We start from the raw sequence: 26,457 nt of genomic DNA, 5'->3' as shown, positions 1-26,457 counted from the left end.
TTGATCAGGCGCTGCCGAAGCGGGCAGCGGCGTGCTGGGCGATGCGGTCGAGCATGATTCCGAGGGCGGTGATGGCGATGCCGGCGGCGAGGCCCTTGCCGAAGAGCTGGCCCTGCGAGAAGCCGGAGACCACGAGATATCCGAGTCCCCCGCCTCCGACGAGGCCGCCGACGACGACCATCGCGAGCACGTACAGGAGGCCCTGATTGGCGGCGAGGACGACGGCGGCGCGCGCCATGGGCAACTGGACCTTGGACACCATCTGCCACGTCGTGGTCCCCATCGATTCGGAGGCCTCGACGGCGACCGGGGAGACGCCCCGGATGCCGTCGGCAACGAGCTTGGTGGCGATCGGCACGCCGTAGGCGAGGGCGGCGGCGATCGCGGTGAACCTGGTGGGGCCGAAGAGGGCAAGCGCCGGGACGAGGTACACGAACGGCGGGATGGTCTGGAACGCGTCCAGCACCGGTCGGACGATCGAGTCGACGAGCCTGCTCCTGCCCATCAAGACTCCGACGGCCACCGCCGCGACGACAACGAGGAGGGTGGCGACGAGGGTCGTGGCGAGCGTCTTCATGCTCTCGTTCCAGAGGCCCGTGCCCAGGATCACGGCCTCGCACGCGAGCGTGACCAGAGCGGTGCGCCAGCGGCCGAGCGCGAGCGCGACGCCCAGGAGCACGAGCGCCATGACCCACCAGGGCGACTGCGCCAGGAGCGACTCGAGCGGGTTGACGAGCACGGCGGTCACAGCGTCCTTGAGCCAGCCCGTGAAGCCGGAGAGCGTCCCCACAGCCCATGCCGTGGCGGCCGAAACCGCCTTGGCGAGCGGCGTGCCGAGGTCGGGGGACGGCGGGAACTTCGCCAGCGCGAGGTAGGTGCGGGAGAGGTAGACGGCGACCGCGGTGAGCACCGCACCGATGACGACGGCGGCCCGTCGCCCCCGTGCGCCGCGCAGGCCCGCCGGGCCCGTGCCGCGCTGGACGCGGGCCTCGATCCCCGAGCGTTCGGAGGCGGCCGTCGTCGTGCGGTCCAGCATGATGGCCATGAGCACGATCGCGAGGCCCGAGACGAAGGCCGAGCCGACGTCGAGGGACTGGAGCGCCTGGAGCACAGGGCCGCCGAGGCCGGGCCCGTTGATGAGCGTGGCGATGGTCGCCATGGAGAGCGCGGCCATGGTGCACTGGTTGACGCCCACGACGATCGTGCGCCGGGCCATGGGCAGCTCCACCTTGGCCAGTGTCTGCCAGGCGGTGCCGCCCATCGAGGCCACGGCTTCGAGCGTGACGGGCGAGACGTTGCGGATGCCGTGCTCGGTGATGCGCACGAGCGGCGGGAGCGAGTAGATGACCGTCGTGACGATGGCCGCGGCCGGGCCGATGCCGAAAACGAGGGCCAGGGGCGCGAGGTACGCGAACGACGGGAGGGTCTGCATGAGGTCCAGCACCGGGGTGACCACGGCCGCGACCCTGGCGTTCCGCGCGGTAAGAATGCCCAGCGGGAGCCCCAGGAGCACGCAGACGAGGACGGCCACGAACGTCACGATGAGCGTGTCGATGCTCTGCTGCCAGTAGCCGAAGAAGCCGAACAGGAGCACGCACGCGGCGACCAGGAGCATCAGCCGCACACCGGCGAAGGTGAAGGTGAGCCAGGCGAGGAGCACGACGACGCCCAGCCAGCCGACCTCCGGAACCGGACGCCCCACCGAGGGCTGGCTGGCCAGATGCTGGAGGAACGCGACGGTCCCGTTGAGGCCATTCGTGATCGGCTGGACGACGTACTCGAAGAACGCCGAGTTCGCCCGGGCCGCGTCGAAGCCGTCCCGCAGGCCGTTGAACCAGACGTGGACGTCGGTCTTCTCGGCCCCTCCGAGTTCGAGGGTCTGCGTTCCCCTCAGGAGCGCCCACAGCACGAGCCACGCCGCGACGACGGCGGCGCCCACGAGCGAGCGCCAGTGTCGGCGGGTGAAGGCGCGCGGGCCGCCTGTCGGCGGGCGGGTCGCGGGTTCCGACGCCCGTTCCCTCGCGCCCCCGGGAGGGATCGCGGCGGTGTCCACCCGGTCGCAGTCGGTGGCCATCGTGCTCATGCCGCACCACCGTTGCCCACTGCGGGGGACGCCTCTTCGGCGACGACGACGCGGAGGATGTCCTCGTCGTCGACCACGCCGAGGAACCGCTCGCCCTCGTAGACGCGGACCGGGAGCGACGACTCCAGGACCTGGCGCGCTGCGTCGCGCACCACGCAGTCCGCGCGCATGGCCGGCCCGTCGAGGGACTCCCCCGCGCGGGGGGCCCGGACCACGTAGCGGAGCGTGAGCACGTGCGAGCGCGGGACGTCAGAGACGAAATCGCGCACATAGTCGTCGGCCGGGTTCGCCACAACCTCGGCTGGGGTGCCGATCTGGACGACCTCGCCGTCACGCATGATGAGGATGCGGTCGCCCAGCTTGAGCGCTTCCTGGAGGTCGTGGGTGATGAAGACCATCGTCTTCCCGACCTCCTCGTGAAGGCGGCACACCTCGTTCTGCATGTCCCGCCGGATGAGAGGGTCGAGCGCGGAGAAGGGCTCGTCGAACAGCAGGACCTGGGGGTCGACCGCGAGGGCCCGGGCCAGGCCGACGCGCTGCTGCATGCCGCCGGAGAGCTGGTCGGGGAACGAGTTCTCATAGCCGGACAGGCCGACGAGATCGACCATCTCCTGGGCGCGGGCGAGGCGTTTGGCCTTGCCTTCGCCCCGGACCTCGAGGCCGTAGGCGATGTTGTCGATGACCTTGCGGTGTGGGAGGAGGCCGAACTGCTGGAAGACCATGGCCATGTGGCTGCGGCGCATCTCGCGCAGCTTCGCCTTGCTCGCGCAGGTGACGTCCTCGCCGTCGATCGTGACGCGACCCGCCGTCGGCTCGATGAGCCGTGTCAGCAGGCGCACGAGCGTCGACTTGCCCGATCCAGAGAGGCCCATGACGACGAAGACCTCGCCGGGGGCCACCTCGAAGGAGACGTCCTTGACGGCCGCGAGGCACCCGGTCTTGGACTGGAGCTCCTTGCGCGTGAGGTGCTCGTCGGGCGTGCCGATGATCTTGTCCGCCTTCGCCCCGAAGATCTTCCAGAGGCCCTCGACCTTGAGGGCTGGTTCCGAAGGGCCGCTGGCGGCCGCGTGACGGGCGGTACTGGGTTCTAGGACACTGGCGCTCATGCTGCCTCCTCGGTCTGGCTCACGGCGTGTCGGTGGTAGGGCTCGGATTCGGCCGGGAGCGCCCGGCCGAGGATGAGGTCGGCGGCCTTCTCGGCGAGCATCATGACCGGTGCGAAGATGTTGCCGTTCGTCACGTAGGGCATGGCCGACGCGTCCACGACGCGCAGCCCCTCCGTGCCGTGGACCTTCATGGTGAGCGGGTCGACGACGGCCATGGGGTCCGAGTCCGGGCCCATCTTCGCCGTGCAGGACGGATGGAGTGCGGTCTCCGCGTCCCGGGCGACCCAGTCGAGGATCTCCTCGTCCGTGCTGACGGCAAGCCCGGGCGAGATCTCGCCGCCGTTGAACGGCGCCATGGCCGGCTGCCGGAGGATCTCTCGGGAGACGCGGATCGCTTCGATCCACTCGCGCCGGTCCTGCTCGGTCGAGAGGTAGTTGAAGAGGATCGATGGGCGCCCCGAGGCGTCGGCAGAGCGTATCCTCAGCCGCCCGCGCGCGTCGGAGTACATGGGCCCGACATGGACCTGGTAGCCGTGCTCGACGTCGGCCTTCTTGCCGTCGTACCGCACCGCCACGGGAAGGAAGTGGTACATGAGGTTCGGGTAGGCCACGTCGCTGTTCGACCGGGCAAAGCCGCCTCCCTCGAAGTGGTTCGTGGCCGCGGGGCCCTTTCGGCCGAGGAGCCACTCGAGGCCGATGAAGGGCATGCGCCACAGGTCGAGGGATGGCTGTTGCGACACGGGAGCGAGGCATGCGTGCTGGATGTAGACCTCGAGGTGGTCCTGGAGGTTCTCCCCGACGCCCGGAAGCCCGACCCGGGGCGTGACACCGACGGAGCGGAGGTGCTCCGGTTCGCCGATGCCCGCGAGTTGGAGCAGCTGTGGCGTGTTGAAGGCGCCCCCGCACAGGATGACCTCGCCACCGCTCACCGTGTGGTTCTGCCCGCCCCGGCGGTAGGTGACGCCGCTTGCGCGCGTTCCCCGGAACTCGATCCCGGTGACGAACGAGAGGGTCCGAACCGTCACGTTCGGCCGCGTGCGGGCCGGCCGGAGATATCCGCGCGACGCCGAGTAGCGCTCGCCCTTGTGCACGTTGCGATCGAACGGGCCGAATCCCTCCTGCCTGAAGCCGTTGACGTCGTCGGTACGCGGGTAGCCGGCCTCCACGGCCGCATCGAAGAAGGCCTGGAACAGCGGGTTCGTGGCGGGGCCGCGCTCGAGGATGAGGGGACCGTCGTGGCCTCGGTATGGATCCTCGGGAGCGGCCGCGAGGCAGTTCTCCATGCGCTTGAAGTAGGGCAGGCAGTGGGCGAAGTCCCATGACTCCATGCCGGAGTCTGCGCCCCATCGCTCGTAGTCCAGAGGGTTGCCCCGCTGGAAGATCATGCCGTTGATCGAGCTCGAGCCTCCCAGGACCTTGCCGCGCGCATGCGCCACCCGCCGACCCCGCATAAACGGCTCGGGATCAGACTCATAGCGCCAGTCATAGAGCGGGTTCCCGCTCGGGAACGTGAGTGCGGCGGGCATCTGGATGAACAGGTCCCACGGGTAGTCGCTTCGGCCGGCCTCGAGGACGAGCACCGTGCGGTCCCCTCCCGCGCTCAACCGGTCGGCCAGGACAGAGCCGGCGCTGCCGCCGCCGACGATGATGTAGTCGAAGTGCTTGGCTGTCATGAATGCGTGCTGCTCCTTAGAGAGTGAGCCTCGGACCTTCCCCCAGAGTCCGAGACACCGCGGTGAATTGCACAAGCTGCAACGTGATTCGGCATGCACAACAGTGAGTCACGTCACAGACGGCTGTCAAGCACCTTTCTGGGCGCCCGGAAGAATTTCACGAGATCGAAACGTGATGCAGGCGATGCCCATTGACCGCCCGCACTTCCGCCCGTAGGCTGTGGTGATATATCAGATCTATACCAGCGCTGACCGGTCCTAGGGCCGGCCATACGACCATGTCGGGGTGCCGGCGTCTCATGCCGCGGGCCACGTGGACACGCGAGAGCGGCGCTGGTCATGATGGGCACGGCCCACGTTTGAACACCACAGGAGGATTTCCATGACCAACGCACCCCGCGGAACGAACATGCACGAGGTGAGGGCCGTCGTCGTGCGCGAGAAGAACGCGCCGGCGACCGTCGAGACGATCCTGGTCCCGGACCCCGGCCCAGGCGAGGCGCTGGTTGACGTCCTCACGTGCGGCGTCTGCCACACGGACCTGCACTACAAGCTCGGCGGGATCGGCAACGACTACCCCTACCTCCTCGGCCACGAGTCCACCGCGGTGGTCAGCTCGGTCGGCCCGGACGTGACGGACCTCAAGCCCGGCGACCGTGTGATTCTGAACTGGCGCGCGGTGTGCGGGCAATGCCGGGCCTGCGCAAAGGGCCAGCCGCAGTACTGCTTCGCCACGCACAACGCGACCCAGAAGATGACCCTCGCCGACGGCACCCCGCTGACCGCGGCGCTCGGCATCGGCTCCTTCGCCGAGAAGACCCTCGTCGCGGCCGGACAGTGCACCAAGATCGACGACGACGTCGATCCCGCCGCGGTCGGCCTGCTCGGCTGCGGGATCATGGCCGGCATCGGCGCCACCATCAACACCGGCGAGGTCAAGCGCGGGGAGTCCGTGGCCGTGATCGGCTGCGGCGGCGTGGGCATCGCGGCGATCGCGGGCGCGAAGCTCGCGGGCGCGACGACAATCATCGCCGTGGACCTCGATCCCGCCAAGGTGGAGCTCGCCAAGAGCCTCGGCGCGACTCACGGCGTCGTCTCGCGTGAGACGGACCCTGTCGAGGCGATCCGCGACCTCACGGGCGGCTTCGGCGCGGACGTGGTCATCGACGCCGTCGGCCGCCCCGAGACGTACAAGCAGGCCTTCTACGCGCGCGACCTGGCCGGCCGTGTGGTCCTCGTAGGCGTCCCGACGCCCGAGATGACGCTCGACCTGCCGCTCCTGGATGTGTTCGGCCGCGGCGGCTCGCTCAAGTCCTCGTGGTACGGCGACTGCCTCCCGAGCCGCGACTTCCCGATGCTCGTCGAGCAGTTCAAGCTCGGACGCCTCCCGCTGGATGCGTTCGTGACCGAGCGCATCGGCCTCGGCGACGTCGAGGCGGCCTTCGAGAAGATGCACTCTGGCACTGTCCTGCGCTCCGTGGTGGAGATCTGATGGGCGCCGAAGGCAGGGCCAGGATCGAGCGCCTCGTCACGTCCGGCACGTTCTCCCTCGACGGCGGCACGTGGGACGTGGACAACAACGTCTGGATCGTGGGCGACGACGCGGAGGCGATCGTGATCGACCCCGCGCACGACGCCGGCGCTGTCGCCGACGCAGTCGGCGACCGCACCGTAACCGCGGTGCTCCTCACTCACGGCCACGACGACCACATCCGCCACGCCAGAGAGTTCGCGGACAAGGTAGGCGCGCCGGTGCTCCTCCACCCGGCCGACCTCATGCTGTGGGACGCGGTGTATCCGGGCACCGCGCCGGACGCGGAGATTGCGGACGGGGAGGTCTTCTCGGTCGCGGGCTCGGAGCTGGTGGCCATACACACGCCGGGCCACTCCCCCGGGTCCGTGTGCTTCCGGGCCGAGAGCCTGGGGACCGTGTTCACCGGGGACACCCTGTTCCAGGGTGGTCCCGGGGCGACCGGACGGTCCTACTCGGATTTCCCCACGATCATCGAGTCCATCCGGACCCGGCTGCTCACGCTCCCCGGGGACACTGAGGTCAACACGGGCCACGGCGACTCGACGACCGTCGGCGCCGAGGCGCCGCACCTGCAGGAATGGATCGCGCGCGGCCACTGACAGGCCGAAGTCACCCCGTGTGGACGCGAGGTCACCCCGTGTAGGCGCGAAGTCACCCCGTACGACCCGGAGGTCACCCCGTACGGACGAGACATGCGATCCGGATAGAACCTCGTGGGTGACGACGACGGCCGGTGCTTTCCCTGCGGAAGGCACCGGCCGTCGTCGTGCGTTGACACAGCAGCACGCTGTTTACCTGATCTTCAAACTCCCGGAGGGGTGATCTCAAGCCCACACGGGGTGACCTCGCTGTTCCCACGGGGTGACCTCGCGCCTACACGGGGTGACTTCGCGTTCCCCGGGGGTGACTTCGCGCCCGCACGGGGTGACTTGGCGTCCACCTGGGGTGACTTCGGCACGCAGCTTGCCTGGCGAGCGGGGCATCGTTCCTTCCTTGCCTCCCGAGGGTGCCGGTGTTCTCTGGCACAATCGGCCCATGAGCAAGTCATCGGATCCGGAGGATCCCGACGGGGGACGTTCAGCCAACGGTGTTCATTCGGTCGAGCGCGTTGTGCAGGCGCTCGAGGTCCTCGCAGAAGAGGGCAGCGCGGCCGTCGGCGACATGGCCGAGCGCATGGGCGTGCACAAGTCGACGGCGTCACGCATTCTCGCCGCCCTCGAGACCCACGGCTTCGTGCAGCAGAGCTCACGGCGGGGCAGATACCAGCTCGGAGTCGGGCTGCTGCGCATCGCGAGCTCGATCCCGCGGCGCCTCAGCCTCGTCCACACCGCGCGGCCGGTCCTCGAAGACCTCGCGCAGCAGTTCGGCGAGACCGTCAATCTCGCGGTGCTCCGGTCGTCCTTCGCCGTGAACGTCGACCAGGCGATGGGCGCGGCGAACGTCGCGAGCTTCGACTGGATTGGGAACCTCACGCCTCTGCACGCGACCTCGAGCGGGAAGGTCTTCCTCGCCTACATGCCGCCAGCCCAACGGGACCAGGCGCTGCGCGAGGCGCCGCCCGAGCCGCTCACCTCGCACACGCTCACGAGGGACCGGCTCGAGGCCGAACTCCCGGAGATTGTGCGGTTGGGCTACGCCGCGACCCGCGGGGAACTCGAAGACGGCCTCAACGCAATCGCCGCGCCCGTGTTCGGCCATACCGGGGACGTGATCGGCTCGGTGAGCATCTCGGGCCCGGCGTTCCGCTTCGATCCCGAGAAGGACCCCGGGTTGATCAAGGCAATCGTCGCCGCTGGCGCGGAGATCACCGAGCTCATGGGAGGTCCGGCCGCCCAGGATCGCTCCTGAGCGGCCGGACCAAGTGGACGGACCGAGCGGCCGGGTCTCAGGCCACTGGGCGCAGCCCCGTTGCGACCGGCTGCTCACCGCAGGACCGGGCCTCGAGGGCCGTGGCCTCCAGGTCAATCCCCTCGCCCTCGGCCGCCGCGAGGGCGTACGGGTCGTCGAGCGGGAGTTGCACCGCCGCGCCGTCGTGCGCCACCGCGACAGGCACCCGGCTGAGCGGCATCTGCTCCAGATCGATCCGCGGATCCTCCTCCTGATGTTCGACGACGGCGCGCGCCTCCGCGGGCGTGTCAACGCTCGGCATCGAACCCGGCAGCGGCCGCCCCGCGGGCTCCCGCAGGAAGAAGACCGCGAGCGCACCCACGATGGACGTGCCCATGAGGTAGTACGCGGGCATCATGTCGTTGCCTGTGCCCTGGATGAGTCCGTCGACGATGACGGGCGTTGTCCCCCCGAAGATCGCCACGGAGAAGTTGTAGGCGATCCCCATGCTGAAGTACCGGCAGGAGGTCGGGAACTGGGCGGGCAGAGTGGACGCGAGAATCGGCACGTAGAACGTCACCGGGAACGCGACCAAGGCCAGGCCAGCGAGCGTCGCCGGCACCGTGCCGAGGCCCACGAGGAGGAACGCGGGGATCGCGAGGATAACCGTGCTGAGGGCGCCGATCCACAGGACGGGCCTACGGCCGATCTTGTCCGACAGCCGCCCGGCCAGGGGGATGCACAGGCTCATGACGAGCAGCACCGGGATGGTCAGGAGGGTCCCGTGGACCTCGTCGTAGCCCTTCGACTCCGTCAGGTACGTGGGCATGTAGGAGGTCAGGGCATAGCCCACGGTGTTGGCTGCGGCGACGACGACCATGGACACGAGGATCGGACGCCAGTAGGCGCGGACCACCGCGAACGGGCCCCTCCGGGCCGTAGCGTCTGCCGCGGCACGCTCGTTGACCGCACGCTCCTGCGTGTCCAGGGCGGCCTGGAAGGTGGGACTCTCCTCAATCCTGAGCCGGAAGTAGATGGCGATCGCCCCGAGCGGTCCCGCCACGAGGAAGGGGATCCGCCAGCCGAACTCTCCCATCGCCGCCTGGCCGAGCACGAGCTGGAGGACCGAGACGAGGGCCGCACCGGCGGCGAAGCCGAGGTAGGAGCCCATGTCCAGGAAGCTCGCGAAGTAGCCCCTCCTGCGGTCGGCCGCGTACTCGCTCACGAAGGTCGTGGCGCCCGCGTATTCGCCGCCGGTCGAGAACCCCTGGAGGAGCTTGACCACCACGAGGAGGACGGCAGCCCCCACGCCGATCTGGGCATACCCCGGCAGGAGGCCCAGGGCGAAGGTCGCCGCGGACATCATGATGAGCGTCGCCGCGAGGACCCTCTGCCTGCCGATCCTGTCGCCCAGCCACCCGAAGAAGACGCCGCCGAAGGGGCGCGCCACGAACGTCGCGGCGAACGTCCCGAGCAGGAAGAGGGTCTGGACCGTTTTGTCTGCCTCGGGCAGGAAGACCGGTCCCATCGTGGTGATGAGGTAGCCGAACACACCGACGTCGTACCACTCCATGGTGTTGCCCACGACGGCTCCGCCGACCGCCCGCCGCAGCATGGCGCGGTCGACGACGTTGACGTCGCCGAACCGGAGCCGGCGCTTCCGGAACGTGATCCGGCCTTGCCACGCTCCTGCCCCCGGCACATTCGTCACGGAGATGTCCTGTTCTGTCTGACTGCCTCTCATTGTCATCACTCCTCAGACGTGGCCGTCAACTGTGATCCCCGGCGGAAGGTTCGGAATCTCGTCGGACTCCTTCAGGTAGATGTCCCCATCGCGCACCTCAACCGCATGGACGCGGACCGGCAGCTTCGCCGGCGGGGCATCCACGGTCCCCGTCCGCAGGTTGAACTTGGAGGCGTGCAGGGGGCATTCGACCTCGCAGCCCTCCACATACCCGTCGGCCAGCGACGCGTCCTGGTGCGTGCAGGTGTCGTCGATCGCGAACAGTTCCCCCTCCTCCGTGTGGAAGAGGGCGATCGGCGGCCGCGTCTCCAGGCGCATCGCGTCCCCGCGGACGAGCTGGGACAGGGGGCAGATGCGCGTCATTCCATCACTCATGGCGCAACTCCTTCACTCGGTCGATCTCGGTCGTTCTCGTGGCGGCGTCAGTTCGTCGGGATGACGTCACCGACCATGGACGCCACCCAATCGTGGAACTCGCCGATGTGGTGCTCGCTCGGGACGAGCACGCCGCCGTTGGCGTAGATGCGCGAGGCCATGCCGGGCTGGGTGCGCTCGCACGCGTCGAAGTCCTGCAGGTTCACGCGGTTGAACAGCTCCACCGAGGCGTCGAGGTCCTTGCCGCTCTCGACCACGTGGGGGAGGTAGAGCCAGTCGCACTCCACGATCGTGCGGTCCGCGGCCATGGGGAACATGCGGTGGATGATGACGTGGTCCGGGACGAGGTTGATGAACACGGTCGGCTTGATGGTGATCGCGTAGTAGCGGCGGTCCTGGTCCTCGGCGACACCGGGGATCACGTCCAGGCCCTCGGAGCCGTCGATGGTGAAGCCCTTGACCTCGTCGCCGAACTCGGCGCCGTGGCCCACGAAGTACTGCGCTGCCAGGCCGTCGGCGAACTCCGGGAGCACCTCGGTCAGCTCGGGGTGGATGGTGGCGCAGTGGTAGCACTCCATGAAGTTCTCGATGATGAGCTTCCAGTTGGCCTTCACGTCATACGTGATGCGGCGGCCCAGACTCAGGTTCGCCACGTCGTAGCCGTCGATCCGGTGCACGTCGCCGAGGCGCGTCTCGATCGCGCCCATGACCTCGTCCTCGAACGAGGGAGGCTCCTCGGCCAGGCACAGCCACACGTACCCGAGGTACTCGCGGATGTGGACCTTGACCAGACCGTACTCCTGACGGTCGATGTCCGGCATCTTCGTGAGGTTCGGCGCCGCGATGAGCTTGCCGTCGAGGTCGTAGGTCCAGGCGTGGTACGGGCACTGGAACGAGCGCTCGGCCTTGCCCGAGTCCTCCATGCAGAGCTTCACCCCGCGGTGGCGACAGATGTTGAAGAATGCCCGGATCTCGCCCTTGCGGTTGCGGCTCACGATCACACTCTCGCGCCCGACCTGGACCGTCTTGAACGTGCCGGGCCCTTCGAGGTCGGCCGAGCGCACCGCGCAGAACCACATCTGCTCGAAGATCCGCTCCTGCTCGGCCCGGAAGACGGCCTCGTCGACGTAAGCGGACCCGGGGAGGGTGGCGATGAGGCTCTCGGAGATCTTCACTCCGCCCTTGGGTGCCTCGATCTTCTCGGGTGCAGTCGTCATGTCTACTCCTGTGTGGGTGGTTGGTTGAATGTCGGAAAGGGTGGGGAAGTCTTGGGGCTAGCCAGCGAGCGCAGCGAGCGTCTCTGCGGCGTGGAGGTGCTGTGAGCGTTCGACGTCGCGGCGCCGTTTGGCGAAGAGCCTCGGCTGGCCGCTGCTGAGGAGGCCGACGGGGGCATCCCCCCGGTAGTAGGCGGCGAGGAAGCTATGGTCCTGCGCGGTTCCGGCCTCAATCTCGATCCGGTCGGCCAACTCGGCATGTCCGCTGAACTGGATGCGGATGCCGTACTGGTCTGACCAGAAGTACGGGAGCGCCTTGGCCGGCTCAGGATCCGTGGCCCCCAGAAGGGCCCTGACTGCGCGGGCTGGCTGGGCGAGGGCGGCGTTCCAGTGGCCGAGCCGATGCGGCCGGCCCAGATGGGGGTCGCGCCACGCCGCGCAGTCGCCTACGGCGACGACGCCCGGCAGGCTCGTGCGGCCGTGGTCATCGCAGACGACGCCGTCGGCCACCTGCACGCCGGAGCCCGCAAGCCAGCCCGTCGCCGCCTCCCCGCCGACGGCGACCAGCACGGCGTCGGGCTCGATCACCCGCCCGTCCGTCAGCTCGACGGCGACGAGTCGTGTGCCGTCGGTCCGGACACCCGCGATGGCCGCACCCTGGACGAGCTCGACGCCGTGCGCCGCGTGGAGGCCGGCGAGGACACCGCCCATCTGCGCACCGACGCTTCGGACCAGCGGGATGCCTGCTCCCGCGAGGATGACGACGTCCGCTCCGGCGGTTCGCGCCGTGGAAGCCACCTCCGCGCCGATGAGTCCCGCGCCGACCACGAGCAGCCGCGCACCCGGGCGGAGCTCCTCGCGGAGCAGCCGCGCGTCGTCGAGCGTCCGCAGGGTATGGACGTTCTCGCAGCCGGCGAACTGCGGCAGCGTGCGCGCCGTCGATCCGGTGGCGAGGACGACGCCGTCTGCCTCCAGCCGCCGTCCGCCGTCGAGGACGACGGCGCGTCCCCCGGCGTCGAGGGCAGCGGCCCGCACGCCGAGCATCCATTCGGCAGCGAGGTCCTCGCCCTCGTCCTCGAGGCGCAGTGCCTCGGCGCCGATCTTCCCGCTCAGGAAGTCCTTGCTCAGGGGCGGCCGATCGTAGGGGCGGTGGGGCTCGTCACCCACGAGAACGAGTCGGCCGTCGAATCCCTGCGCGCGGGCGGCACGGGCGGCGGCAAGCCCAGCGAGGGATGAGCCAACGATGGCCAGCGTCTTCATTGCGCTCCTGATGTGACGGCGGGTACATTCTTCGAGAATTGCGATTAGCGCAACTCATTTCGACATTCACAACAGTGACTCATCTCACAGCAGCCGTCAAGACCCTCGAAGGAACCCTTGACCGATCGTGATCCAGACCACTACCGTCGTCATATATCAGTTGTATGCGAATGCAACCGGATAGGACCGGCCTCCCGGAGGCCACGGATCGAAGACCCCGAAGGATCTCCCATGACAGTCATCTCGGCCTTCACGCTCCCGCACAGTGCCCAGAGTGCCAGCACGTTCAAGGGCGTCCTCACGCTCTCGTGTCCGCAGCGCAGTGGAATCGTCCACGCCGTGTCCCAGTTCCTCGTGGAGCGCGGGTTCGACATCACCGAGCACCAGCAGTTCGACGACGCGGCCGAACGCACGCTCTACCTCCGTACTGCTTTCAGTGCTGGGGAGACGATCGACGCCGGGTCGCTGGCATCCGAGTTCGCCGGCACGGCAGAGCACTTCGGGATGGACTTCACGTTCCACCCGTCCGCCCCGCCGAGGGTGCTCGTCATGGTCTCGAAGCTCGACCACTGCCTGCATGACCTCATCTACCGCTGGAAATCCGGAAACCTCGCCGCGGAGCTGGTAGCCGTCGTGTCCAACCACGTGGATCTTGGGCCCATGGCGGAGGCAGCGGGCCTTCCGTTCATCCACATCCCCGTGACCGCAGCAACGAAGGCCGAGGCCGAGGCAGAGCTGCTGACGGTCATCGAGGGCTATGACGCCGACCTCGTGGTCCTGGCCCGGTACATGCAGGTCCTCTCAGACGGCCTGTGCCGGAAGCTCGCCGGCCGGGCGATCAACATCCACCATTCCTTCCTGCCCGGCTTCAAGGGTGCCAAGCCGTACCATCAGGCGCACGCGCGCGGCGTCAAGCACATCGGGGCGACGGCGCACTACGTCACGGCGGACCTCGACGAGGGCCCGATCATCGAGCAGGAGGTCATCCGCGTAGACCATCGGCTGGCGCCCCAGGAGCTCGCCACGGTGGGCCGCGACGCCGAGACCCTCGCCCTCTCCCGGGCGGTGCGGTGGCACGCCGAGAACCGCGTCCTGCTCAGCGGCCACCGCACTATCGTCTTCCCCTGACCCGTCACCCCGACCTTCCACAACCCTCAAGGAATCCAGCCATGCCTTCACCCCGCGTTGTCATCATCGGAGCCGGAATCGTCGGGTCCAACCTCGCCGACGAGCTCACGTCGAGGGGCTGGACGGACGTCACGGTCCTCGACAAGGGACCGATTCCGCTCACCGGCGGGTCCACGTCCCACGCCCCGGGCCTCGTCTTCCAGACCAACTCGTCCAAGACCATGACGGAGTTCGCCGCCTACACTTCGGCCAAGCTCTCGACCCTTTCCCGCCCCGGGTGCCGCGCCTTCAACGCGGTCGGCGGCCTCGAGATCGCCACGAGCGAGCGCCGGCTCGCCGAGCTCAAGCGCCGCCACGGGTGGGCCACGGCGTGGGGCGTCGAGTCGCGGCTCGTCGACCCGGCAGAGGCCAAGGCCCTGCATCCGCTCATCGACGAGGACCTCGTCCTGGGTGGCCTGCACCTGCCAGGCGACGGGCTCGCTTCCGCAGTGCTCGCCGTCGAGCTCCTGCGCGAGCGCGCCCAGGAGCGCGGCGCACGGTTCGTGGGAGGGGTGCGCGTCACCGGGATCGAGCGCGCCGGCGGACGTGTTACCGGTGTGCGGACGGGCGACGACGTCATCCCCGCAGACATCGTGGTCTCCGCCGCGGGATTCTGGGGACCGGCGCTCGGCGAGCTCATCGGCATGCGCGTGCCGCTCGTGCCGATGGCGCACCAGTACGTCAAGACCACGCCTGTCCGCGAACTCGCGGAGCTGGCCGACGGCGTCGCCCTGGGCGGCAGCCACATCATCGGCGGCGGCAATACCGCGGCCCTGCCGATCCTCCGCCATCAGGACGCCGGCCTGTACTTCCGCCAGCACGGCGAGTCCCTCGGCATCGGCTCCTACGACCACCGCCCCATCGCGGTCGGCTACGACGAGCTCCCCGCGGTCGAGGGGAAGGACATGGACGAGCACTCGATGCCCTCGCGCCTGGACTTCACGCCCGAGGACTTCGAGCAGGCCTTCAAGGCCACCAAGCAGCTCCTCCCGGCCCTCGAGGACGCCGCGATCGCGGACGCGTTCAACGGGATCTTCTCGTTCACCCCGGACGGCGGCTCGCTCGTGGGCGAGTCCCCCGAGGTGCGCGGCTTCTTCATCGCCGAGGCCGTGTGGGTAACCCACTCAGCCGGGGTCGCGAAGGCGGTCGCGGAGCTCCTCGTCGACGGCCAGTCCGCCACCGACCTGCATGAGCTCGACGTGGCGCGGTTCGAAGAGATCCAGATGCAGGACGAGTACGTCCTGGAGACCTCGAAGCAGAGCTTCGTCGAGGTCTACGACATCAAGCACCCGCTCGAGCCGCGCCAGTCTCCCCGGGGCCTGCGGGTCTCGCCGTTCCATGCCCGCCAGCGGGAGCTCGGCGGCTACTTCCTCGAGGCCGCAGGTTGGGAGCGCCCGCAGTGGTACGAGGCCAACCGCGGCCTGCTGGACACCCTCCCGTCCGACTGGCAGCCGCCGGCCCGGGACGACTGGTCCGCCCAGTTCGACTCCCCGATCGCGGCGGCCGAGGCCCACGCGACCCGGACCAACGTGGCGATGTACGACATGACCGCGCTCAAGCGGCTCGAGGTCTTCGGCCCCGGAGCCCTCGGGCTCCTGCAGCGGCTCACAACCGGACAGATCGACAAGAGCGTCGGGTCGGTCACCTACACGCTCATGCTCACCGAGGCCGGAGGCATCCGCAGCGACCTCACCGTGGCCCGCATCTCCGAGGACCTCTTCCAGGTGGGCGCGAACGGCGGCCAGGACCTCGACTACCTCACGCGTGAGGCAGCCGGGCAGACGGCCGCGAATCCGCAGGAGTGGGTCCAGGTCCGCGACACCACCGGCGGAACATGCTGCCTCGGGGTATGGGGGCCCCGGGCCCGCGACCTCGTCCAGCCGCTCGCCGCAGCCGACCTCTCCAACGGCGGCCTCAAGTACTTCCGGGCCGTCTCGACGACGATCGCGGGCATTCCCGTCCGCGTCATGCGCCTCTCGTACGTCGGCGAGCTCGGCTGGGAGATCTACACCTCCGCCGAGTACGGGCAGCGGCTGTGGGATGCGCTGTGGTCCGCAGGATCGACGTTCGGCCTCATCGCCGCAGGCCGGAGCGCCTTCAACAGCCTCCGCCTCGAGAAGGGCTACCGCTCGTGGGGAACGGACATGACCACCGAGCACACCCCAGCCGAGGCAGGCCTCGACTTCGCCGTCCGCCCGGCCAAGGGCGACTTCGCCGGCAGGCCCGCCCTCGAGGCCGCGGCCGGCACGACGCCGCGCCGCCGCCTTCGCTGCCTCACCGTGGACGACGGCGCCTCGATGGTCCTGGGCAAGGAGCCCGTCTACCTCGACGGCACCGCCGCAGGCTACGTGACGAGCGCCGCCTTCGGCCATACCGTCCGCAAGCCGGTCGCGTACGCGTGGCTCCCCGGCCACGTCGAGGCCGGCGACACGGTCGAGATCGAGTACTTCGGCACCCGCATCGCGGCGACCGTCCAGACCGAGCCTCTCGTCGACCCCGAGATGGCCAAGATCCGCGCCTGAGGCACCACGACGCACGAGTCGGGCCCCGACTCACCGGCACTGTCCCGGTGAGGCGGGGCCCGCCGTCGTCCGGCTGCGTCACGGCCTCGGGAGGTCAGGCCGGCCCGGTCTGGCCCGGATCAGCCGATCAGCCGGATCAGCGGATCAGAGCGTTCCGGACGAGGTCCTCGAAGTGCGTCACATGCTGCTCTGCAAGGGCGGCCGCGCGGTCAGGATCGCCGTCCATGATCGCCGTCAGGAGGTCCGTGTGCTCGTGGACATTGGCCGTGATCGGAGCCAGCCCCGCCAGCACGAAGTTCCACATGCGCTGCGACAGGTTGAAGTACTGCAGGAGGGTCGCCTCGACGTACGTGTTGCGCATGATCGTGTAGACCGTGCGGTGGATGCGCTCGTCGACGTCCATGGCGTCCACGTTGGAGGTGGCGCCGTCCCGGGCGAGATCGTCCAGGCACGCACGCAGGAGCACCCGGTCCTCATCGGTGACCTGCTCGGCAGCCCGCCTGGCGGCGAAGGCCTCGAGCACACGGCGGGCGTCGGAGATCGCGCGCAGATCCTTGATGTTGACGTCGGAGACGATCGTCCCGCGCCTCGGGTAGACGGTGAGCATGCGGTCCGATTCGAGCCGCTTGACGGCCTCACGCATCGGGGTCCGGCCCACGCCGAGCTCCCTCATGAGCTCTTCCTCATCGAGAGCCGACCCCGGGCGCAGTCGCATGTCGATGATGCGCTCACGCAGCTCGAGGTACGCGTGCTCCGCGAGCGTGCGGCCCGCCGCATTGGCAGTTCTTCCGCCCGACATGAAGCCTCCGTCCGGTCCAGCCACCCGGAGTGGCTCCCATAGATATATCAGACGTGTGCCTCCCGCGCCACGTACCAGGACGCCCGGGAACGCGGGCCGCCGTCGCGGACGGTGGCCTCACGGACGGAGATCCTCCCGCAGTTGTGCGTTGCCGCGCACGAGCTTGGCCGCAAAGGCCAGACCCCCGAGTTTGCCCCGTCCGCGCGGATCGCCGCCGATCGCGCCGAAGATGCGGCGCAGCCGCTTGTGCAGCGACTGCCGTTCGAGGAAGAGGATCTCGGCAGACTCGGTCGCATTGCAGCCGGACGCGATCCACACGTCGAGGGTACGGACCAGTTCGCCGCCGTTGCGCTGGTCAAGCCTGATGAGTTCACCGAGCGCCTCCTCCACGATGGCGTCCACGACGCCGCGTGGGAGCGAACGCTCGGCCGTGCGCTCGACGAGGAAGTCAGAGGCGTCATGGATCGCGTCCGTCCATTTAGACGAGCGGCCCAGCCGCCACGTCACCCGCGCCTCCGCGAGCGAGAAGGCCGCCTGGCGGATGGTTGCCGCCGTCGGCCCGAGGGCACCCGTGAGTCCAGCGCGGGACACAGCCTGCCTCAGCTCCCCCAGGAGGAGCTCGCGCTCCGCATGATGGCTGGGTGCGGGGAGCGGGATGAGCATGTCCACCCACGCGCCGTCCACGATCAGCCGAGCCGAGGGCAGGGCCTGACGGGCACGCTGCTCGATGTCCGCCGATCCCTCGGCGGGCCGCCGCACCACGGCCATGACGACAGGCTGCTCGGGCCCGATCCCCGCCGCCTGGCACAGCTCGACGAGGCGGTCGCCTCCCCCACCGGCTCCGATGAGCCTCAGCAGCTCGTCTTCGGCGAGCCGCGCCAGACTCGGCCGGTGCTGCTGCGCGAGGGCAAGCGCCACGATGCTCCGCACCCGGGCGATCACCGTCTCGAGCAGCTCGACGTCCGCTGCCGGGCCGCCGATGAGTTCAAGGCGGGCGACGCCGATCCCTCCTACCGCGAGTTCGGTCTCCGGGCCGTGGGCACCCTCCATCGGCTCGGGACCGGCGACGGCGAGCAGCGAGCCCCGCGTGTCAACCACACGGACGAACACCCCGAGGGTCTCGGCGATGAGCGCGACGAGCGGGCTGAGCTGGGCGCCAGAGCTCGCAATCCGCTCGGTGAGGTCCTGCGACAGCCGGTCGGCAATCTGAAGCGCATTCACCTGGCCCGAGACGATCCGCCGGTTCACGGCCTCGGCGACCTCGACGAACGGCACCACCTGGCGCAGCTCGACGAGGGGGAGCCCCGCCTCGTCGGCGGCGGCAACCAGCTCGGCGGGCAGATGGCGCCCGGTGCCGGCGGTCTCGACGGCAAGCGCGGCGACCCGTCGGGACGCGAGGCTCCACACATATTCCACCTGTGCTGCGGGCTTGAGCGCCAGCAGCGCCGCGCCTCCGGTGAGCAGCAGCTCCCCGCCGGAGAGCAGCGGAGCGATCTCGAGCACCTCGCTCGAATGGACCCATCGGACACGTGCCCGGCCAACGGCGGACGCTCCGCCGATCACGACGGGCGCACCCAAGGAGAGCACACCGCCAGCAAGGATTTCGCTCAGGGGAAGAGACATTGGCAACCGCACCTCATAGGAGACAGATAGTCGCCCGATGACTCATGGGTAGGCGACAGAAAGAGTCTATGAGGTGACTCACCCCACACCTACGCTTGAAACCAAGCCGGCTCGCTCCCCCCAGCGGTCCCCTTCAAGAAAGCAGTCTCACATGAGCCTTCGTACTCAGAGCAAGACTGAGAACGCCACGCACGTCGTCGAAGACGTCCTGCAGCCCGTTCCAGAGTCAGCTCGCACCACCAAGGTTTCCGGGCAGTTCTGGATCTGGGCTGGGGCCAATGTTGCCCCCATCAACTGGATCCTCGGCGCCTTGGGCATCAACATGGGCCTCGGGCTCGCCGACACCATGACGGTCCTCGTCGTCGGCAACCTCATCGGCATGGTCGGCTTCGGCTTCTTCGTCCTCCTCGGACAGAAGACCGGCGCAACCGGCATGCTCCTCGCCCGCGGCGCGTTCGGCCGCCGCGGCGCCTATCTCCCCGCGGCCATCCAGGCGCTCGTGGCGGTCGGCTGGTCCGCCGTGAACACATGGGTCATCCTGGATCTGGTCATGGCACTCTTCGGCATGATCGGCTGGGTCGATCCGACCCAGCAGAACCTCGCCTGGAAGATCGTCATCGCTGCGATCATCATGGGGGTGCAGGTCGCGATCTGCTACCGCGGCTATGGAGCGATCGCCAAGTTCGAGCGCATCACCATGCCGCCCACCCTTCTCGTCCTCGTGGGCATGTCCATCATCGCCTGGACCCAGCTCCCCATCGACTGGAACTACCAGGGTGCTGCTGGCGCCATTCTGGAAGGCCCTGAGCGCATCGCCGCGATGTCCGGGATCATGACCGCCATCGGCATCGGCTGGGGCATCGGCTGGTTCACCTACGCCCCCGACTACTCCCGCTTTGTCTCCCAGAGCATCCCGAAGAGGAAGCTGTACTTCACCTCGGTCCTGGGCCAGTTCCTTCCTGTCGTGTGGCTCGGTCTCCTGGGCGCGAGCCTCGCAACGATGAACGGCACGGCGGATCCCGGCGAGCTGATCGTCAAGAGCTTCGGCGTCATGGCCATCCCGGTGATCCTGCTCGTGATCCACGGCCCGATCGCCACCAACATCATCAACCTGTACACGTTCGGCGTTGCCGCTCAGGCCCTCGACATCCGGATCGGCCGCAAGGCGCTCTCGATCCTCGTCGGCTGCCTCTCGATGGTGGCGGTCATCTTCTTCCTCTTCGCCGAGGACTTCGCGACGCTCCTTGACAACTGGCTCGGCGCAATCGTCGCCTGGGTCGCGACGTGGGGCGGCATCATGGTGGTCCACTACTTCGTCTTCGAGCGCAAGCACAAGAACTTCGGCTACCTGTTCCTCAGCCCGAAGGACACTCACCTCAAGGCCGTCAACCCTGCAGCGCTCATCTCGTTCATCGTCGGCCTGTTCATGACCTGGGTGTTCATGTACGGATCGGACCCGGTCCTCCAGGGCCCGATGGCTACCGCGATGGGCGGCGTCGACCTCTCCTGGCTCGCCGGAACCCTGACCTCTGGCGTCCTGTACTTCGCCATCGGCTACCCCCGGTTCAAGAACCGCATCCATCAGGGCATCCCCCTGGGGATCAGGGCGGACGTGAGCGACGAGCACTTCCTCGACACGCACGGCGATGCGACCCAGCATCGCCCGGACGCGGAGCAGGTCCCCGCACCAGCAACTGAAGCCGCGGGCGACACCCAGACCCCGGAGCGGAACCCAGCTCCAGCCGTCTGACCTGCCACGAACCACACGCTGAGGGCCGGCCCACCCTTCGGGCCGGCCCTCTGCGTTCTGACCCCTGTGTTCCGACACCTAGGAGAATCCCCATGTCTGTCTTCATGGAAGAGATCGACGCCTTCACCTACCGCGAGGCCGTCGCCGGCGGGGCCCCGATCATCATCCCCGTCGGCTCGGTAGAGCAGCACGGCCCGCACCTCCCGCTCAACACGGACGTCCTGCTCTCGAAGGCGATGAGCGAGCAGCTCGCACGCTCGCTCAACGGACTCGTCGCGGCCCCGATCGTGTATGGGTACAAGTCGCAGCAGCGCTCGGGCGGCGGCAATCACCTCGGCGGCACCACGAGTCTGGACGCGACGACGCTCATCTCGATCGCCCGCACGCTCGTGCTCGAGTTCGCGCGCCACGGGGCCAGCCGGATCATCTTCCTCAACGGCCACTACGAGAACTACCAGTTCCTCTACGAGGGCGCCGAGCAGGCCACGAGTGAGCTCGCCGCGCGGGGCCAGGACGTCTCGGCCGTCCTCGTCTCCTACTGGGACTTCGTGGATCAGGAAACGATCGACGAGATCTACCAGGGCGCCTTCCCCGGCTGGGACGTGGAGCACGGCGGAGTTCTCGAGACCTCGCTCATGCTCCACCTGCACCCGGAGCTCGTGCGCCTCGACAAGGTCATGGACCTCCCGCCGGCGCTGCTGCCGCGCTACGACGTGCTGCCCGTGCGTCGCGAACTGACACCGGCCTCGGGCTGCCTCTCATCGGCGGCGGCAGCCTCGGAAGCGGCGGGAGAGCTGCTCCTCGAACGCACCTCGAAGGCCCTCGCCGACGAGATCGGTGCGGAGATCCGCGCACCCCGAAACTGAGCAGTTGCAATGAATGCAACGCAGTTGGGCAATTGCTTGACAGTGATTCCATTCACGGATAGTTTGATGCAACAAGGTTGCGTTTATCGCAACCAAGATTTCACCGGTCACAGCCTGACAGTGCAGTCCGCGGACAGCCCCACACAGCAGTCCGCGCAGAGCAGCACGGACCAGGCCCAGGACACCAACCCACGCAGAACCCCCAGACAAGGAGTCCCACCATGTCCGTCGACCTGAACCCCACGTCCGTTACCGACGTCGCCGAGCTCGAGCGCCTCAAGGTGCTCCACAACGGCACCAAGGGCCAGCTCACGTTCTCCGATGCGGAGTTTGAGCGTCGCCTCTCCGGCCTCCGCCAGATCATGTCCGCCAAGGGCCTGGACGCGGTCATCCTGACCTCCTACCACGGCATCAAGTACTACTCGGACTTCCTCTACACGACGTTCGGCCGCAACTACGCCCTGGTCGTCACCGCCGACGACTCGGTCACCATCACCGCGAACATCGACGCCGGCATGCCGTGGCGCACCTCGTACGGCGAGAACATCGTCTACACGGACTGGCGCCGCGACAACTTCTTCTTCGGCCTGCAGGAGGCGCTGCGCCAGCGCGGCGTCAAGGCCACCCGCCTCGGCGTCGAGGACGACGCCCTCCCGACCCTGGTCCGCGAGAAGATCGCCGCCGCCTTCCCGGGCGCCGAGCTCCTCGACGTCTCCCAGGACGCCATGCGCCAGCGCATGTTCAAGTCGGCCGAAGAGATCGAGGTCATCAAGCACGGCGCCCGCATCGGCGACCTCGGCGGCGAGGCCATCCGCAATGCGATCCGCGAGGGCATCACCGAGTACGAGGTCGCCCTCATCGGCACCGAGGCCATGGTCCACGAGATCGCCAAGACCTTCCCGCACCGCGAAGTCCGCGACACCTGGGTCTGGTTCCAGTCCGGCATCAACACGGACGGCGCCCACAACTGGGCCACGACCCGCAAGCTGGAGAAGGGCGACATCCTCTCCCTGAACTGCTTCCCGATGACCTCCGGCTACTACACGGCCCTCGAGCGCACCCTCTTCCTCGGCCAGCCGGACGAGGAGAGCCTGCGCCTGTGGAACATCAACGTCGAGGTGCACCGCCGCGGCCTCGAGCTCATCAAGCCGGGCGCGGTCTGCAAGGACATCGCCGCGGAGCTCAACGAGATCTACATCGGCTACGGCCTCCTGGCCAACCGCACGTTCGGCTACGGCCACTCGTTCGGCGTCCTCTCCCACTACTACGGCCGCGAGGCGGGCCTTGAGCTCCGCGAGGACATCGACACGGTGCTCGAGCCGGGCATGGTCGTCTCGATGGAGCCGATGATCACGGTCGCGGACGGCCTCCCGGGCGCCGGTGGCTACCGCGAGCACGACATCCTCGTGATCGGCGAGGACTCGGTCGAGAACATCACCAAGTTCGGGTTCGGCCCGGAGCACAACATCGTCGAGGCCTGATCCCCGGCGTCCAGACCCCGGGGCCGCTCCGTCACGCGGACGGCCCCGGAAGCGCGCACGCGGATGGACTGCAGACCCTGACTGCGAGCGCAAGCACGGCGGCGCCGCACCTCGCCCACGCGGGGTGCGGCGCCGCCGTCGTCTGCCCCCAGACCACGGAAAGGAACGCGACGATGCCCGAGGACCTTCGCGGCGCATCCCCGATCTCGAATGCGATCGCGGTGCTGCGCTGCTTCAGCGTCGATGAGCCGATGCTGGGCGTCACGGAGATCGCGGCCCGCGTTGGCCTGCACAAGAGTTCCGTCTCGCGGATCCTTGCAACACTCGAGGCCGAGGACGTGGTCGAACGGGACCCGGTGACGCGCCGGTACCGGCTCGGGCTCGGGGTCATCGGCATCGCAGGGCCGCTTCTGGCCGACCTCGAGGAGCGGCGCGTCGCGCGGCCCGTCCTGCGCGACCTCGCCGAGCGGACCGGGGAGACGAGCGCGCTGCTGCTGTGGAACGGCCACCATGCGGTGTCCGTGGAGCAGGTGCCGAGTCCACATCTGGTCAAGCACACCACCTCCCTCGGCACCCGCTACCGGACGGCGCTCTCGGCCTCCGTCCAGGTCTTCCTCGCGGCGCTGCCGGCCGCCCATCGGAAGACCCTGCTGACAGACGGCACGATCGCGTACACCCAGACGGACGACGCCGGCCTGGCCGCCTTCGCGGACCGCCTCGCCGAGGCGACCGCGAGGGGCTATGCCGTCAACTACGGGGAGACCTCGATCGAGGAGGTCGGCGTCTCCTCGCCCGTCTTCGACCACCGCGGCGACGTGACCGCCGCAGTCCTCGTCTCGGCCCCGCGGTTCCGCGTGTCCCCTGAGCAACTCGCTGCCCTCGGCGAGGCCTGCGCCGATTCGGCTGCCGACATCACGCGCAGGCTCGGCGGTGCCCCCGCACAGCGCGTGGCGGGCTGAGCAGGGGCTCAGGGACGATCTGGAAGGGCAACTCCCGGGTAGCCCTTGTTCGTGACGCGAACCACACGTATTCTGGTGCAACCGAGTTGCACTAATTGCAACCCTTGAGTTCAGGTGGTTTCTATCCCATGAGCACCGAGCACCTCCCCCAGCTGGCCACAGGAGAGGGCGTCGACGGCGACGCCTCCCTGAGCGGTCACCCCCGTCCCAACGATGGCCAGGGCATCGGCAAGCAGGCACGCCGCCGGGTCATCTGGGGCAGCTTCATCGGCAACTTCGTCGAGTGGTTCGACTACGCGGTGTATGGCTATCTCGCCTCGACGATCGCGACGGCCTTCTTCCCCGAGTCGGACCATCAGACGGCGCTCCTGGCCACGTTTGCCGTGTTCGCGATCTCATTCTTCGTCCGCCCGCTGGGCGGCTTCGTGTGGGGCCACATCGGTGACCGGCTCGGCCGCCGCACGGCCCTCTCCCTCTCCATCCTCATCATGAGCGGCGCGACGTTCTGCATTGCCCTCATCCCCTCGTACAGCCTCATCGGCATGGGCGCCCCGATCATCCTGCTCGTGATCCGCGTGATCCAGGGCTTCTCCGCCGCCGGCGAGTATGCGGGCGCCTCGGCGTTCCTGGTCGAGTATGCCCCGGCGAACCGCCGCGGCCTCTACGCGGCCGTCGTCCCCGCGTCGACGGCAGCCGGGCTCCTCCTCGGCTCGCTCCTGGCCGCTGTCCTCTCCCTCACCCTCAGCGCGGACGAGATGGCCTCGTGGGGCTGGCGCCTGCCGTTCCTCCTCGCGGCCCCCATGGGCCTCATCGGCCGGTACATCCGCACCAAGCTCGAGGACACGCCCGTCTTCCGTGATCTCGCGAAGGAGGACGAGGTGATCCACGCCCCCGTCAAGGACATGTTCGCCCACCACTGGCGCTCGCTCGTGCTCGCCGTCGGCGCTGTGCTCCTGAACGCGGTGGGCTTCTACGTGATCCTCTCCTACATGCCCACGTACCTCTCGACCGAGCTCGGTTTCGGCGAGACCGAGTCCTTCTTCGCCACGACGGTGGCACTCCTGACGTACATCGGGTTCATCTTCCTGACGGGCCTCGCCTCGGACCGGTACGGACGCAAGGCCGTGCTGCTCACCGCGTCCGTGCTGTTCATCGTGCTCACGGTCCCGGCCTTCGCGCTGCTGAACACGGGCAACTTCGCCGTCATCCTGCTCGTCGAGATCGGGCTGGGCGCGATGCTCACGCTCAATGACGGCACCCTGCCGAGCTTCCTTGCGGAACTCTTCCCGACCCGCATCCGCTACTCGGGCTTCGCGGTCAGCTTCAACCTCGCCAACGCGGTGTTCGGCGGGACGGCGCCGTTCATGGCCACCCTCCTCATCGGGCTCCTGCACACGAACCTCGCCCCCGCTTGGTACCTCGTGGCCGCCGCGGCCATCTCCCTCGTCGCGGTGTTGTGCGCCAAGGAGACCTCGCGCAGGCCGCTCACGCACTGACCGCTGCGCCGCGTGGTCTGCAACGGTACAGGTGCGCCGCATCCCGGCTGACACTGTCAGCGGGGGTGCGGCGCCGCCGTCGTCCGCCGCACCCCACACCGCCGCACCGCCTAAGGTGAGATCCATGACTGAGAACGACCCGGCCCCGCGCGCAGCCACCGGCGACGCCGAGGCGCGCGGCACCTCCCCCATCTCGAATGCGATCGCGGTGCTGCGCTGCTTCAGCGTCGACGAGCCGCTCCTCGGTGTCACGGAGATCGCGGCCCGCCTGGGCCTGCACAAGAGCTCGGCGTCCCGCATCCTCTCGACCCTCGAGTCGGAGGACCTCGTCGAGCGGGACATCACGTCGCGCCGGTACCGGCTCGGCCTCGGGATCATCGGCGTCGCGGGCCCGCTCCTGGCCGATCTGGACGTGCGGCGGGCGGCCTACCCCGTGCTGCGGGACCTCACCGAGACGACCGGGGAGACGAGCGCCCTCCTGCTGTGGAACGGACAGGAGGCCGTCTCGGTCGAGCAGGTCCCGAGCAGGCATCAGGTCAAGCACACCACGACGCTCGGCACCCGCTACGCGACCGCGCTCTCCGCCTCGGTCCAGGTCTTCCTCGCGGCGCTGCCGCCCGAACGGGTCCACGCGCTCCTCACGGGCGGCATCGTCGCGTATCGGGATGCGGACGACGCCGGCCTGACCGCCTTTGCGGACCGCCTCGCCGACGCGACGGCGCGAGGCTATGCCGTGAACTACGGCGAGACATCGATCGAGGAGGTCGGAGTCTCCTCCCCCGTGCACGACCACCGCGGCGAAGTGGTCGCCGCAGTGCTCGTGTCCGCGCCACGGTTCCGGGTCTCGCCCGAGCATCTCGCGGCGCTCGGGGAAGCGTGCGCGCGGGCGGCTGCGGACATCACGCGCCGGCTCGGCGGGAACCCCGCGAAGGGCGCTTCCTGACCTCCCCACGATGCGGAGTCACCTCCCCACGATGC

At 68.8% G+C, this 26,457-nt stretch carries 20 protein-coding genes; 11 read left to right on the top strand and 9 right to left on the bottom strand.

Going from position 1 to position 26,457, the window contains the following annotated elements:
- Positions 1 to 4: 4 nt before the first annotated feature.
- The 3 genes from AB5L97_RS04720 to betA are packed head-to-tail and all read right to left on the bottom strand — an operon-like array spanning position 5 to position 4,862.
- Positions 5 to 2,083 (bottom strand): ABC transporter permease subunit, encoded by a 2,079-nt coding sequence (locus tag AB5L97_RS04720; RefSeq protein ID WP_307957811.1) that lies wholly within the window; start codon positions 2,081 to 2,083, stop codon positions 5 to 7.
- Positions 2,080 to 3,189 carry a quaternary amine ABC transporter ATP-binding protein gene (locus AB5L97_RS04715; RefSeq protein WP_307957810.1) on the bottom strand — a complete coding sequence of 370 codons (1,110 nt, stop codon included), beginning with the start codon at positions 3,187 to 3,189 and terminating at the stop codon, positions 2,080 to 2,082. The genes AB5L97_RS04720 and AB5L97_RS04715 overlap by 4 nt, the downstream gene beginning before the upstream one ends.
- The gene (gene betA, locus AB5L97_RS04710) at positions 3,186 to 4,862 is read right to left on the bottom strand and encodes a choline dehydrogenase (RefSeq protein WP_369046655.1); all 1,677 of its coding nucleotides are present in this window, start codon (positions 4,860 to 4,862) and stop codon (positions 3,186 to 3,188) included. Before betA ends, AB5L97_RS04715 begins: the two co-directional genes overlap by 4 nt.
- A gap of 382 nt (positions 4,863 to 5,244) precedes the next feature.
- Here betA and AB5L97_RS04705 point away from each other — a divergent pair, with 382 nt between their 5' ends.
- The 3 genes from AB5L97_RS04705 (at position 5,245) to AB5L97_RS04695 (ending at position 8,244) form a co-directional block, all read left to right on the top strand.
- The gene (locus AB5L97_RS04705; RefSeq protein WP_369046654.1) at positions 5,245 to 6,354 is read left to right on the top strand and encodes an S-(hydroxymethyl)mycothiol dehydrogenase; all 1,110 of its coding nucleotides are present in this window, start codon (positions 5,245 to 5,247) and stop codon (positions 6,352 to 6,354) included.
- The gene (locus AB5L97_RS04700; RefSeq protein ID WP_369046653.1) at positions 6,354 to 6,995 is read left to right on the top strand and encodes an MBL fold metallo-hydrolase; all 642 of its coding nucleotides are present in this window, start codon (positions 6,354 to 6,356) and stop codon (positions 6,993 to 6,995) included. Before AB5L97_RS04705 ends, AB5L97_RS04700 begins: the two co-directional genes overlap by 1 nt.
- Positions 6,996 to 7,431: 436 nt before the next feature.
- On the top strand, positions 7,432 to 8,244 hold the full coding sequence (locus AB5L97_RS04695) for an IclR family transcriptional regulator (protein WP_307957806.1): 813 nt from the start codon (positions 7,432 to 7,434) through the stop codon (positions 8,242 to 8,244).
- A gap of 37 nt (positions 8,245 to 8,281) precedes the next feature.
- Here AB5L97_RS04695 and AB5L97_RS04690 read toward each other — a convergent pair whose 3' ends face one another.
- From AB5L97_RS04690 to AB5L97_RS04675, 4 genes are read right to left on the bottom strand one after another with little or no spacing between them, the layout of a single operon-like run.
- Positions 8,282 to 9,967 (bottom strand): MFS transporter, encoded by a 1,686-nt coding sequence (locus AB5L97_RS04690; RefSeq protein WP_307957805.1) that lies wholly within the window; start codon positions 9,965 to 9,967, stop codon positions 8,282 to 8,284.
- Positions 9,968 to 9,979: 12 nt separating this feature from the next.
- Positions 9,980 to 10,330 carry a bifunctional 3-phenylpropionate/cinnamic acid dioxygenase ferredoxin subunit gene (locus tag AB5L97_RS04685; RefSeq protein ID WP_307957849.1) on the bottom strand — a complete coding sequence of 117 codons (351 nt, stop codon included), beginning with the start codon at positions 10,328 to 10,330 and terminating at the stop codon, positions 9,980 to 9,982.
- A 59-nt stretch (positions 10,331 to 10,389) separates the two neighbouring features.
- Positions 10,390 to 11,559 carry an aromatic ring-hydroxylating oxygenase subunit alpha gene (locus AB5L97_RS04680; protein ID WP_369046652.1) on the bottom strand — a complete coding sequence of 390 codons (1,170 nt, stop codon included), beginning with the start codon at positions 11,557 to 11,559 and terminating at the stop codon, positions 10,390 to 10,392.
- A 57-nt stretch (positions 11,560 to 11,616) separates the two neighbouring features.
- Positions 11,617 to 12,816, bottom strand: a complete 1,200-nt coding sequence (locus AB5L97_RS04675; protein WP_369046651.1) for an NAD(P)/FAD-dependent oxidoreductase — start codon at positions 12,814 to 12,816, stop codon at positions 11,617 to 11,619.
- Between the two features lie 231 nt (positions 12,817 to 13,047).
- Between AB5L97_RS04675 and purU the strand changes: the two genes are divergently transcribed.
- On the top strand, positions 13,048 to 13,944 hold the full coding sequence (purU, locus tag AB5L97_RS04670; RefSeq protein WP_369046650.1) for a formyltetrahydrofolate deformylase: 897 nt from the start codon (positions 13,048 to 13,050) through the stop codon (positions 13,942 to 13,944).
- A 41-nt stretch (positions 13,945 to 13,985) separates the two neighbouring features.
- Entirely contained in the window at positions 13,986 to 16,505 is a 2,520-nt protein-coding gene (locus AB5L97_RS04665) for a GcvT family protein (RefSeq protein ID WP_369046649.1), read from the top strand.
- A 136-nt stretch (positions 16,506 to 16,641) separates the two neighbouring features.
- Here AB5L97_RS04665 and AB5L97_RS04660 read toward each other — a convergent pair whose 3' ends face one another.
- Both AB5L97_RS04660 and AB5L97_RS04655 read right to left on the bottom strand, forming a co-directional pair.
- Entirely contained in the window at positions 16,642 to 17,304 is a 663-nt protein-coding gene (locus AB5L97_RS04660; RefSeq protein WP_369046648.1) for a GntR family transcriptional regulator, read from the bottom strand.
- A gap of 117 nt (positions 17,305 to 17,421) precedes the next feature.
- A complete protein-coding gene (locus AB5L97_RS04655; protein WP_369046647.1) occupies positions 17,422 to 18,927 on the bottom strand; it encodes a PucR family transcriptional regulator in 1,506 nt (501 codons plus the stop codon).
- Between the two features lie 151 nt (positions 18,928 to 19,078).
- Here AB5L97_RS04655 and AB5L97_RS04650 point away from each other — a divergent pair, with 151 nt between their 5' ends.
- From AB5L97_RS04650 to AB5L97_RS04625, 6 genes are all read left to right on the top strand, one after another.
- Positions 19,079 to 20,677 carry a purine-cytosine permease family protein gene (locus AB5L97_RS04650; RefSeq protein ID WP_369046646.1) on the top strand — a complete coding sequence of 533 codons (1,599 nt, stop codon included), beginning with the start codon at positions 19,079 to 19,081 and terminating at the stop codon, positions 20,675 to 20,677.
- A 92-nt stretch (positions 20,678 to 20,769) separates the two neighbouring features.
- Positions 20,770 to 21,543, top strand: coding sequence for a creatininase (locus AB5L97_RS04645; protein ID WP_369046645.1), 774 nt, complete (start codon positions 20,770 to 20,772; stop codon positions 21,541 to 21,543).
- A 221-nt stretch (positions 21,544 to 21,764) separates the two neighbouring features.
- Positions 21,765 to 23,024, top strand: coding sequence for an aminopeptidase P family protein (locus tag AB5L97_RS04640; RefSeq protein WP_369046644.1), 1,260 nt, complete (start codon positions 21,765 to 21,767; stop codon positions 23,022 to 23,024).
- Positions 23,025 to 23,197: 173 nt separating this feature from the next.
- Positions 23,198 to 23,983 carry an IclR family transcriptional regulator gene (locus tag AB5L97_RS04635; protein WP_369046643.1) on the top strand — a complete coding sequence of 262 codons (786 nt, stop codon included), beginning with the start codon at positions 23,198 to 23,200 and terminating at the stop codon, positions 23,981 to 23,983.
- A 128-nt stretch (positions 23,984 to 24,111) separates the two neighbouring features.
- A complete protein-coding gene (locus AB5L97_RS04630) occupies positions 24,112 to 25,479 on the top strand; it encodes an MFS transporter (protein WP_369046642.1) in 1,368 nt (455 codons plus the stop codon).
- Positions 25,480 to 25,603: 124 nt separating this feature from the next.
- Positions 25,604 to 26,422, top strand: a complete 819-nt coding sequence (locus tag AB5L97_RS04625; protein ID WP_369046641.1) for an IclR family transcriptional regulator — start codon at positions 25,604 to 25,606, stop codon at positions 26,420 to 26,422.
- Positions 26,423 to 26,457 lie beyond the last annotated feature (35 nt).

The organism is Sinomonas sp. P10A9, from assembly GCF_041022165.1.
Classification (GTDB): domain Bacteria; phylum Actinomycetota; class Actinomycetes; order Actinomycetales; family Micrococcaceae; genus Sinomonas; species Sinomonas puerhi.
Note: the sequence above shows the minus strand (reverse complement) of the source record. Positions and strands in the feature narration are given on the sequence as shown.